Source organism: Streptomyces oryzae, assembly GCF_017676365.1.
Classification (GTDB): Bacteria; Actinomycetota; Actinomycetes; order Streptomycetales; family Streptomycetaceae; genus Streptomyces; species Streptomyces oryzae.
Map to the genome: position 1 here is coordinate 1 of NZ_JADKMA010000231.1, position 10,836 is coordinate 10,836.

Here is a 10,836-nt window from a genome sequence, read left to right on the forward strand (position 1 = left end):
GTGGGATGTCGTCCGTGTGCGGCATGGCGCTGGGCATCTCGGGGGGTGTGGTGGATGTCGTCACGGCGGCCGTCGCGGCCCGGGTCACTGGCCGACGGCCCGGCGGAGGTTGTCCGCCGCCCGCTCGTAGCGCTCGTAGCGCTCCAGCCGGCGGCGGTTCGCGCGCCGGAAGCGGCGGGCAACCAGCCGGGCGAGGTCCGCAGCACCGACCATACCGGCCTCGGGACCCAGCTGTGCCTTCACGATCCGGGCCTCGGGGCGGTAGCCGCGACCGGTCAGCTGGCGCCGGAACGCCTCTCTGGCGGGCTCGATCAGCAGCTCGTCGGCCGCGCTGACCCCGCCGCCGATGACGAAGCAGGACGGGTCGAGGGCCGCTGCCAGATTGGCCAGGCCGACCCCCAGCCAGGAGCCGACCTCGTGGAACAGCTCCGTGCACATGGCGTCACCGGAGCGGGCGAGCTCGGTGATCAGCGGGCCCGTGATGTCGCCGACCTGGCCGCCGACCCGGTCGATGATGCCGTAGGCGACGGGCGACTCGGCAGCCGCCAGCTCGCGGGCCTCCCGCACCAGCGCGTTGCCCGAGCTGTACTGCTCCCAGCACCCTCTGTTGCCGCACGGGCACCGGTGGCCGCCGGGCACCACCTGCATATGGCCGAACTCACCGGCCACCCCGTACTTGCCCCGCTTGACCCGGCCGTCCTCCAGGATGGCCCCGCCGATGCCGGTGCCCAGCGTGATCATCACCAGGTGGTCCTCACCGCGCCCGGCGCCGAACCGCCACTCGCCCCAGGCCGCGCTGTTCGCGTCGTTGTCGACCATCACCGGGACGGCCAGCCGGGCCGTCAGCGCGTCCTTGAGGGGTTCGTCACGCCAGGCCAGATGCGGCGCGAACAGCACCCGGGAGCGGTCGGCGTCGATCCAGCCGGCCGCGCCGATGCCGACGGCGTGCACGTCGTGCCGGTCCGAGAGGTCGAGGACCAGCTCGGCGATGGTGTCCTCGACCACCTTGGGGCTCTTGGACTTCTCCGGCGTCTCGGCGCGCACCTTCTCCAGGATCGTGCCGTCGGCATCGACGACACCCGCCATGACCTTGGTGCCGCCGATGTCGATGCCGACGGTGGGAACGCGGGGAGCCGACAGGTGGGAGCGCCGCTCACGGGTGCTGACGGTCCGCAGCACGCTGGGGCTGGGGCCCGTCCGCCGTCGGTAGACCCTGTCTGCTCGCTGAAAGCTGTCCGCGTTCAAGAGTGGTCGTCTCTCTGGGAGGGGTCCTACGGGCGCGCCCGATTCTGCCAGGGGTCAACCGTACGTCGTCCGGCGCACGGGCGCTTGGGGCCGGTCCGGTCCGGAACCGGCCCTCAGCCCCGCTCCAGCTCGTGGCTGAGCTCTTCCAGCTCCGATCCGCCCGCCATCTGCCGCACCAGCTCTTCCAGCTCCAGCTCGGCCTTCTCGTAGGACCCGGCCATGGCGCCGCGCTTGAGCAGCACGAACCGGTCGCCGACCAGATAGGCGTGGTGCGGATTGTGGGTGATGAGGACGACGCCCAGCCCGGCGTCCCGCGCAGCGGCGACGTACTTGAGCACGACGCCGCTCTGTTTCACGCCGAGCGCGGCCGTCGGCTCGTCCAGCACCAGCACCTTTGCGCCGAAGTGCACGGCGCGGGCGATGGCGACGGACTGCCGTTCACCGCCGGAGAGGGTGCCGATCGGCTGGTCGACGTCGCGCAGGTCGATGCCCATCCGCAGCAGCTCGCTGTGGGTGGTGCGCCGCATGTGCGCCACGTCGAGGCGGCGCAGCGGACCGCGCCCGGTCGTCGGCTCGGACCCCAGGAAGAAGTTCCGCCACACCGGCATCAGCGGTACGACGGCGAGGTCCTGGTAGACGGTGGCGATGCCGCGGTCCAGCGCCTCGCGCGGGGAGGCGAGGCGGGTCTCCTCGCCCTGGATGCGGAAGCTGCCGCCGTCGTGCTGGTGCAGCCCGGAGATGATCTTGATGAGAGTGGACTTGCCCGCGCCGTTGTCGCCGAGCACGCAGGTGATCTCGCCGGGGCGCACCTGGAGGGAGATGCCCTCCAGGGCACGGATGTTGCCGTAGAACTTGCTGACGTCGCTCAACTCGACGAGGGCGCCGCTCTCCTCCGCCTGCCCGGCGCTCGTCTCAGTGCTCGTCTCGGTGCTCGTCTCGCTCATCGGGTCGCCTCCGCCCGCTTCCGGATCCATGCGTTCAGCAGCGTCGCGAGCAGCAGCATCGCGCCGAGGAAGAACTTGAACCAGTCCGGGTCCCACTGCGCGTAGATGATGCCCTTGTTGGCCATGCCGAAGATCAGCGCGCCCACGGCGGCACCGACGGCCGAGCCGTAGCCGCCGGTCAGCAGACAGCCGCCGATGACGGCCGCGGCGATGTAGATCAGCTCGTTGCCGACGCCCTCGCCGGACTGCACCGTGTCGTAGTTGAACAGCAGATGCTGGCCCGAGATCCAGGCCGCGAACGCCACGCCCAGATACAGCCCGATCTTCGTACGGGCGACCGGGACACCGACCGCGCGGGCCGCGTCCACCCCGCCGCCGACCGCGAAGATCCAGTTGCCGATGTTGGTGCGCAGCAGGATCCAGGTGGCCACCGCCACCAGCGCCAGCCACCACACGATGGTGATCTGCAGGTCGACACTGCCGAGGGTGAGCGTGGAGGCGAAGACGGCCTTCGCCGAGTCGAAGCCTTCCATGTCGCTGATGCTCTTGGTGGTGACCTTGCCGCTGATCAGCTTGGTGAGGCCGAGGTTGAGACCCGTCAGCATCAGGAAGGTGCCCAGCGTGATGATGAAGCTGGGCAGTTTCGTCCGGGTGAGCATGAAGCCGTTGAAGAACCCGAGCGCCAGCGTCACCAGCAACGACACCCCCACACCCACCCAGGTGTTGGCCGTCATCTGGTAGCTGAACATCGAGGAGGCGAGCGCCGAGGACGTCACCATCACGCCGGTCGACAGGTCGAACTCCCCGCCGATCATCAGCAGCGCCACCGGCACCGCCATGATCCCCAGGGTGGAGGAGAAGTAGAGGACCGTGGAGATGCTGGAGGGGCGCAGGAAGCTGTCGGCGACCAGCGCGAAGAAGACGAACAGCGCGACGGCGCCCACCACGGCCCCCAGTTCGGGGCGGCGCAGCAGCCGCACGGGCAGCGGCCGGTGCACCAGACGTTCGTCGGCCTCGCGCGGCTGCGGGACGGCGTCCTCGGGTTCCGCCGAGCCCTCGGGGTTGCCGGGCTGGGTCGTGACCGTCATCGGGTCCCCCGCTTCGTCAGCTCCTCCAGCTTGCCGGCGTCCTTCTTGGTGAGGATCTGCGGCCCGGTCAGCACGGGCTTGCCGCCGCCGAGCATGTCGGCGTTGTAGCGGTGGAGCCAGAGCAGGTCGACGGCCTCGTACCCCTGCATATAGGGCTGCTGGTCGACGGCGAAGCCGATGGTGCCGTCCTTGAGTCCGGCCGCGACCTTGTCGTTGAGGTCGAAGGTGTCGATCTCGGCCTTGCTGCCGGCGCTCTCCTTGGCCTGCGCGGCGGTGGCCGCGAACGGGGCGCCCAGTGTGACGACGGCGTCGACCTTCTTGTCGGACTGGAGCTTGGCCTCCACCGACGACTCCACACCCGGCATGTTGGTGCCGTCGACGAACAGCGGCTTGACCTTGCCGTCGAAGGTCTTCTCGACGCCGTCGCAGCGCTGCTCCAGGCCGACGTTGCCCTGCTCGTGGACCAGGCAGATGGCCTTCTTCTTGCCCCGCTTGTTCAGCTCGCGGCCGACGGCCTCACCGGCCAGCGTCTCGTCCTGGCCGATGTGGGTCAGGGCGCCGAAGTCCTGGGAGACTTCCTGCCCGGAGTTGATGGTGATGACCGGAATGCCCGCCTTGACGGCCTTCTTGACGACGCTCTTCATCGCGTCCGGCTTGGCGAGGGTGACGATCAGGCCGTCGACCTTCTTGTCGATCGCCGTCTGGACGAGCTGCGCCTGCTTGCCGGCTTCCTTGTCGTGCGAGTAGAGGAACTCGATGTTGTCCTTGGCGGCGGCCTGCTTGGCGCCGCTCTGCACGATGTCCCAGTAGGTGTCCCCGTCGCCGGAGTGCGTGACCATCGCGAACTTCCAGCGCGGGGTGGTCACGTTGGCCTTGCCGGAGGCCGCGTTCTCCCGCGCCTCCTCGGCCCGCTTGCCGCCGGTGCTGCTGCATCCGGCGAGCGCGACCGCCGCGGCCAGCGTCGCCGCCCCCATCGCGCGTATGGATCTGCGGGACCCACGGGACCTTCGCCGGGACCTGAGCACGCTGGCCACCTGTTCACTTCTCTCGGTACGGATACGGAAACGGTCACCGGCAGAGCTCGCCTCGGACCTTCGCCCAAGTATCCGCCACGTTGGCCGGAAACCGTCCGACGGGTTCCCTCCTGCCCGGCCTGGCTCTCTCATGAAGACACCTCTCAGGGACGCACCAGCAACTGGAAGTCGAAGGAGTAGCGGGAAGCGCGGTAGAGATGGGAGCCGTACTCGACGGCCCGCCCCGTGTCGTCGTACGTCGTGCGCTGCATCGTCAGCAGCGGAGCGCCCTCGTCCTCGGCCAGCAGCTGTGCCTCGGCCGCGTCGGCGACCCGCGCGCCCACCGTCTGCCGCGCCGAGTGCAGCGTCACCCCGGCCCCGCGCAGCAGCCGGTAGAGCCCCGTCGTCTCCAACTCGGCCGCCTTCGGGGAGATCAGGTCGGCCGGCAGATGGTTGCGCATATGGGCCATCGGTTCGCCATGGGCCAGTCGCAGCCGCTCCACCAGCAGCACCTCGGTGCCCTCCGGCACTGCCAGCGCTGCGGCGACCTCGGCCGTCGCCTCCTCCACGTCCTGCCGCAGCACCTGGGTGGCCGGACGCTGACCGGCCGCCTCCAGGTCGTCGTAGAGACTGCTCAGCTCCATGGGCCGCTTGACCTGGCTGTGCACGACCTGCGTGCCGATGCCGCGGCGGCGCACCAACAGCCCCTTGTCGACGAGGGACTGGATGGCCTGCCGGACGGTGGGACGGGACAGCCCCAGGCGGCCCGCCAGATCGATCTCGTTGCCCAGCAGGCTTCCCGGGGCCAGTCTGCCGCGCTCGATGGCACTCTCCAGTTGCTGGGAGAGCTGGAAGTAGAGCGGGACGGGACTGCCACGGTCCACACTGAGCTGCAGGTCCACCGGATCATTCTTGGCCACGGAGGGGAGCGTAGTGCTCTTGCGTTCCGGCGGGAACCGTACATTCGATTGTCAGGACGAAAAGACAAAACGTTGACAGCGTCGAGTGCGGCGGGCCAGGTTAGGGCCATGCGCATCGGACTCATCGGCACCGGCCGGATCGGAACCCTGCACGCCCGCACACTCAGCGCACATCCCGAGGTGACAGAGCTGGTGGTCACGGACGCGGACGCGATGCGCGCCGTCGAGGTGGCCGCCGCACTCGACGCCACCTCGGTGCCCAGCGTCGCCGAGCTGTTCTCACTGGACATCCACGCCGTGGTCATCGCCTCGGCGACCGCCTCGCACGCCGAGCTGATCCGCACGGCGGCCCGGCGCGGACTCCCCACCTTCTGCGAGAAGCCCATCGCGCTCGACCTGGCCGGCACCCGGGAGGCGCTGGCGGAAGTCGAGGCGGCGGGCACCCTGTTGCAGATCGGCTTCATGCGGCGCTTCGACGCCGGGTACACCGCAGCACGGGAAGCCGTGCAGGCCGGACGGCTGGGCCGGCTGCACACCGTACGGGCCCTCACCTCGGACCCGGCGCCGCCGCCCGCCGAGTACCTGCCGCACTCGGGAGGGCTCTACCGGGACTGCCTCGTACACGACTTCGACGCGGTGCGGTGGGTGACCGGGCGGGAGATCGTCTCCGTCTACGCGGCAGGCTCCGCCGCCGGGCCCGCCATGTTCGCCGAGGCGGGGGATGTGGACACCGCCGCCGCGCTCCTCACCCTGGACGACGGCACCCTGTGCACGGCCACCGCTACGCGGATGAACGGGGCCGGGTACGACGTGCGGATGGAGCTCGCCGGTGAGCTGGACCAGTTCGCCGTCGGCCTGGACGCGCGCACGCCGCTCACCTCACTGGAACCGACGGCGCCCTGGGCCCCGGACAAACCCTGGCCCGGCTTCCTCGACCGGTTCGGGCCCGCATACGAGGCGGAGATCGCCGCCTTCATCAGAGCGCTGCGCGGAGAGATCCCCAACCCCTGCGACGGCCAGGAGGCCCTCGCTGCCCTGCTGACCGCGGAAGCCTGCGAACTCTCCCGCACCACGGGCACCACGGTGGAGCTCAGCACCTTGCAGGACCCCGCCGTCTGAGCCCGTTCGCCGCGCGCCCCGAAGGGGCCCACGCCGGGGCGAGGGGGCGGATCAGAGCGGTTTGATCATGAAGAGGCAGGCGTCGGCCACCCGGTGGACGACGCCTGCCCCGTCCTCGTAGCTCCAGCAGTCCAGATACGGAACCGAAGCGTGATAGCCGAGCCGACGGTACAGCCCGCTGGCACGCGGATTGTTCTTCTCGACGCCGAGACCGATGACCCGGCACGCCCGCTCCGCGGCCAGCCGTTCCGCCTCGCGGATGAGGGCGGTACCGATGCCCTGCGACCGCAGGGTCTCGGGCCAGACACCGAGCCCGTTCACCTCGGGGCAGCCCGGGTGGGCCGCCCGCACCTCCGGCGCCGCGCACCCCTCCCAGCGGACCTCGCAGCTCCCCACCGGGTGGCCGTCCCGCCAGGCGACGAGAAAGGTGGCCATGCCCTCCCGCTGCCGCGCGTAACGCACCTCATGGTGCGAGGCCGCCCCGCGGGCAGGCATGTGCTGGTCGAGCAGCTCGAGGTCTTCTTCCCGGCACTGTCTGATCCGCATGCCGGGTAGCCTACGAGCCGGCTCCCGGCCACCGCTCCGTGCTTCACAACACGTTCCCCGTCCACCACCTCACCCTGCACCCGGCCAGCCACCACAGGTACCTCGGCTATCCGAAGCGCACCGGCAGGCTCTTCACGCCGCGCAACACCGTTCCCTCCCGCCACTCCAGGGCCGCGGGGTGGGCGTCGAGCTCCAGTGAGGCGGTGCGGTCCAGCAGCAGTTCGAAGGCGATCCGGGCCTCCAGTCGGGCCAGCGGGGCGCCGAGGCAGAAGTGGATGCCGTGGCCGAAGGCGAGATGGCCGCGTGCCTCGCGGCGGATGTCGAAGCGGTCGCCGTCGGGGAAGCGCTTCGAATCGCGGTCGGCGTCGCCCAGCACCGGCAGCACGAGCTGCCCGTCCCCGGGGATCAGGGTGCCGCCGATCTCGACGGGCTCCAGGGTGAAGCGGAAGGTGGACACCTCCACCGGACCGTCGTAGCGCAGCATCTCCTCGACGGCTCCCGGCAGCAGCGCCGGGTCGGCGCGCAGCGCGGCCAGCTGGTCGGGGTGGCGCAGCAGCGCGAGGGTGCCGTTGGCGATGAGCCCCACGGTCGTCTCGTATCCGGCGATCAGCAGCAGCCAGGCCATGCCGAGCAGTTCGTCGGTGGAGAGTCGGTCCCCGTCCTCGTCGCTCGTGCGGATCAGCACGCTCAGCAGGTCGTCGCCGGGCTGCGCGCGCTGCCGCTCCAGCAGCTGGGTCAGATAGCCGGCCAGCGCCTGCGCGGAGTCCTGTCTCTCCTCGTCAGGCGCGGCGCTCAGTACGTGGTCGGACCAGGCGGCGAAGCGCTCCCGCTCCAGGTCGGGCACGCCCAGCAGTTCGCAGATCACCGCGATCGGCAGCGGGAAGGCCAGGGAGGCGACAAGGTCGGCGCGCCCGTCGGGGCTCGCCAGCATGGCGTCCAGCAGGCCCGAGGTCAGCTCCTTGATGCGCGGTTCGAGCGCTGCTATCCGGCGCGGGGTGAACTCCTTGGAGACCAGTTTGCGCAGCCGGGTGTGATCGGGCGGGTCGCTGACCAGCATGTGGGTACCGGGGGCGACCGTCAGGCCATCGGCGTCCGGTGAGGCGTTCGCCCATCTCTTGGACAGGCGCTCGTCGGTGAGGGCGGCGCGCGCCGCCTCGTGCCCGACCACCAGCCACGCGAGCGCCCCTTCCGGTGTCCTGACGTGGTGTACGGGGCCGCGCCGGCGCAGCGCGGCGTAGACGGGGTAGGGATCGCGGACGAAGTCGTCGCCGAGCGCGGCGAGATCGAGGATTCCGCCGGTGTCCGGGCACAGGTCCAGCACGCTCTGATCAGCCATATGGCGAGCGTAGGAGCCGGTGTCCGGGACTTCACCGGTGCGTTTTCAGCCAGCCGGCGACAGCCCCGGCGGGTGGGAGCCGGTCCCGGCCGGCCGGCAACCACCCCGCCCCGCTCAGTCGTTGCCGCCCTTGCCCTCTCTGGGCACCGCGTCCTCCAGCCGCTGGAGGAGGTCGGTGACCCGCTTGGCGACCGTCTCCCGGTCGTCGCCCTCGGTCAGCGCCGAGCCGATGCCGCAGGCGACGGCGCCCGCCGCGATCCACTCGGGTGCCGCCTCGACGGTGACCCCGCCGGTGGGCAGTACGGGGGCCTGCGGCAGCGCGGCGTGTACGTCCCGCAGCCAGCCGGGTCCGTACTGCGAGGCGGGGAAGAGCTTGAGCCCGTCGGCGCCCAGTTCGAGGGCCCGCACCATTTCGGTGGGGGTGGCGACCCCGGGGAAGACGGGCACGCCGTAGCGGTGTCCGGTGCGTATGACCTCCTCGTCCAGGCTGGGCGAGACGAGGAAGCGGGCGCCCGCGTCCACCGCGAGCCGCGCCGAGGCGCTGTCCAGGACGGTGCCCGCACCGATCACCGTGTCGTCGCCGGTCTCGCGGCGCAGCGTGCTGATCGCGTCCAGCGCGTACGGGGTGGTCAGCGAGATCTCCAGGCTGGTGACCCCCGCGCCGAGCAGGATGTCGGCCGTGGCGGTGGCCTTCTCGTAGCTGTCGGCACGGACGATGGCGAAGACGCGCTGTTCCAGCGCAGCTCTGGTGATCTCCCAGCGGTACACGGCAGTTCGCCGCCTCTCTTGATCTGTCGGATGGGGGCAAGGGCCCCCGCGTACCGGGCCTTACTGGGTGCGGTCGGTGAAGTCAGCGGTGCACCGGGTCGGTGCCCCGGGTGAACGCCTCCAGCGCGCGGTCGCGCGCCGCTGCCGTGGGCAGCCCGTCGATGTCGCCGGGGGTCTGGACGACGAGCGCCGCCACGCAGGCCGCCTCGGCGAGGGCCCGCTGGTGGTCGAGTCCGCGCAGCCGCGCGGAGAGCCAGCCCGCGGCGAACGCGTCGCCCGCGCCCACCGGGTCGACGACGGGGACCTCGAACGGCGGCTGCCGCCACTGGCCTTCTGCGGTGTGCGCGACGGCGGTGTGGTCGCGGTGCTTGACGACGACAGTGCCGGCGCGGCCGAGCGTCAGCAGGGCCTTGGCCCCTTCGTCGGGCCCCGCGCCCAGCAGCAGTTCGAGTTCGTCCTCGCCCGCGAGTACGAGGTCGGCCTCGCGCAGCAGCGGGCCGACGCGCCGTATCCACTCGTGTTCGGTACCCAGTTTGCGGCGGACGTTGGGGTCGAAGGAGACGGTGGCACCGGCCTGCCGGGCACCCTCGATGAGGGCGTGGGTGGCCTGCTCGGCGTCGTCGGAGAGCATCGGGGTGATGCCGGTGACGTGCACGAGCCGTACCCCGGCCAGTGCTTCGGGGGTGATCTGCGCGGGGCTGAGCAGACTGGCGGCCGAGCCGGAGCGGTAGTACTGCACATCGATGGAGCGGTGCGGATGGCTGTCGCGCAGCAGGAGGCCGGTCGGCGATTCGGGGTCCATCTCGGCGCAGGAGACATCGACGCCGTCGGCACGCAGCTCCCGCAGCACGGCCTCACCGGCCGGGTCGTCCCCGACGCGGCCGATCCAGCGGGCCCAGTGGCCCAGTCTGGCAAGGCCCGCGGCGACGTTGGACTCGGCGCCCGCCACGGAACGCCGGAAGCCGGCCGCGCGTTCCAGTGGGAGACCGGGTTCGGCGAGCATCAGCAGCATGGCCTCACCGCAGGTGACCGCCTCCGGGCCGTTTCTCACCGGTAACTCCCCATATCTACCGCCCACGCATCACTCTCTGTGGGGAACGTTACCCGTTTACGCCGGGTAAGCCACCCCCGGGTGGCGGGACACCTTGGGGTAAGGGATGAACGTTACCCGCAAAGCGGCGGCCGTCGGCCCAATACGGGACAACCGCTGCCTGATCGTTTTCAGTCGCGGGTTGCGGGACGTGCCCCCTCACGCGCGTGTGCTCCGCAGCGAGGCTGCGGAGCACACGTGGTGGGGGGTTGTCCGGGACGCCGCCGGGTCAGCAGGTGTAGTCGATCAGGTCGAAGGACTCGTAGTGATCGGCCGTGTAGTAGTCCTCCTGGTCCTTATCGCCGGTGACGATGCGACGCGCACCGCGGTCGTCGGAACCAGGGGTCTTGACGGTGTACTCGTGGTAGTAACCCTGCTCCTGGTCCGGCAGGATGCCTTCGCGGTTCTCGAAGACGGTGCCGTCCTGGGGATACGGGTAGGGCCCGCCCTTTTCGATGAGGTCGAGGGTGTCGTGGGCCTCCGGCGGAAGCTTGGACTGACAGATGTCGCCGACGTCGGTGATCTGCGGTGCCGCGACCACGGAGTGCGCCACCGGCGCCGCGGACGCGGGCGCGGTGGTGAGGGCCGGACCGCCGACGAACACGGCGGCGGCGAGTGCTGAGACGGCACCGATACGGCTGAGGCGTGGGGGGAATCTCATGTCACCCTATGGTGACGCGCGTAGATGGCATGTCAATGCCAACTCACAGAATTTTGCCGCGCGTTCACACGTAAGAGGGACGAGGCGGAGGGGGCGGGCGGCACAT

At 70.7% G+C, this 10,836-nt stretch carries 11 protein-coding genes; 1 reads left to right on the plus strand and 10 read right to left on the minus strand.

Translation table 11 applies throughout. The features are described 5' to 3' along the window. Positions 1-84 precede the first annotated feature (84 nt). The 5 genes from ITI46_RS30340 to ITI46_RS30360 all read right to left on the minus strand — a co-directional run bounded on the left by ITI46_RS30340 (position 85) and on the right by ITI46_RS30360 (position 5,174). Positions 85-1,179, minus strand: a complete 1,095-nt coding sequence (locus ITI46_RS30340; protein ID WP_209243136.1) for an ROK family glucokinase — start codon at positions 1,177-1,179, stop codon at positions 85-87. Positions 1,180-1,358: 179 nt separating this feature from the next. After that, positions 1,359-2,189, minus strand: coding sequence for an ATP-binding cassette domain-containing protein (locus ITI46_RS30345; RefSeq protein WP_247746823.1), 831 nt, complete (start codon positions 2,187-2,189; stop codon positions 1,359-1,361). Beyond that, positions 2,186-3,277, minus strand: a complete 1,092-nt coding sequence (locus tag ITI46_RS30350; protein ID WP_209243138.1) for an ABC transporter permease — start codon at positions 3,275-3,277, stop codon at positions 2,186-2,188. Before ITI46_RS30350 ends, ITI46_RS30345 begins: the two co-directional genes overlap by 4 nt. Beyond that, the gene (locus ITI46_RS30355; protein ID WP_209243139.1) at positions 3,274-4,251 is read right to left on the minus strand and encodes a sugar ABC transporter substrate-binding protein; all 978 of its coding nucleotides are present in this window, start codon (positions 4,249-4,251) and stop codon (positions 3,274-3,276) included. Before ITI46_RS30355 ends, ITI46_RS30350 begins: the two co-directional genes overlap by 4 nt. A gap of 203 nt (positions 4,252-4,454) precedes the next feature. Continuing rightward, positions 4,455-5,174, minus strand: a complete 720-nt coding sequence (locus ITI46_RS30360) for a GntR family transcriptional regulator (RefSeq protein ID WP_307808387.1) — start codon at positions 5,172-5,174, stop codon at positions 4,455-4,457. A 108-nt stretch (positions 5,175-5,282) separates the two neighbouring features. On the opposite strand from ITI46_RS30360, the gene ITI46_RS30365 reads away from it, so the two are divergent. After that, the gene (locus tag ITI46_RS30365; RefSeq protein WP_280634863.1) at positions 5,283-6,329 is read left to right on the plus strand and encodes a Gfo/Idh/MocA family protein; all 1,047 of its coding nucleotides are present in this window, start codon (positions 5,283-5,285) and stop codon (positions 6,327-6,329) included. 51 nt (positions 6,330-6,380) lie between these two features. Here the strand turns inward: ITI46_RS30365 and ITI46_RS30370 are convergent, their stop codons facing one another. From ITI46_RS30370 to ITI46_RS30390, 5 genes are all read right to left on the minus strand, one after another. Continuing rightward, positions 6,381-6,875 carry a GNAT family N-acetyltransferase gene (locus ITI46_RS30370; RefSeq protein WP_209243141.1) on the minus strand — a complete coding sequence of 165 codons (495 nt, stop codon included), beginning with the start codon at positions 6,873-6,875 and terminating at the stop codon, positions 6,381-6,383. A 106-nt stretch (positions 6,876-6,981) separates the two neighbouring features. Continuing rightward, on the minus strand, positions 6,982-8,211 hold the full coding sequence (locus ITI46_RS30375) for a cytochrome P450 family protein (RefSeq protein WP_209243142.1): 1,230 nt from the start codon (positions 8,209-8,211) through the stop codon (positions 6,982-6,984). A 114-nt stretch (positions 8,212-8,325) separates the two neighbouring features. Further along, positions 8,326-8,979 (minus strand): bifunctional 4-hydroxy-2-oxoglutarate aldolase/2-dehydro-3-deoxy-phosphogluconate aldolase, encoded by a 654-nt coding sequence (locus tag ITI46_RS30380; protein ID WP_209243143.1) that lies wholly within the window; start codon positions 8,977-8,979, stop codon positions 8,326-8,328. Between the two features lie 82 nt (positions 8,980-9,061). Then, positions 9,062-9,991 carry a sugar kinase gene (locus ITI46_RS30385; RefSeq protein WP_209243146.1) on the minus strand — a complete coding sequence of 310 codons (930 nt, stop codon included), beginning with the start codon at positions 9,989-9,991 and terminating at the stop codon, positions 9,062-9,064. Between the two features lie 307 nt (positions 9,992-10,298). Next, a complete protein-coding gene (locus tag ITI46_RS30390) occupies positions 10,299-10,730 on the minus strand; it encodes a guanyl-specific ribonuclease (protein ID WP_209243144.1) in 432 nt (143 codons plus the stop codon). Positions 10,731-10,836 lie beyond the last annotated feature (106 nt).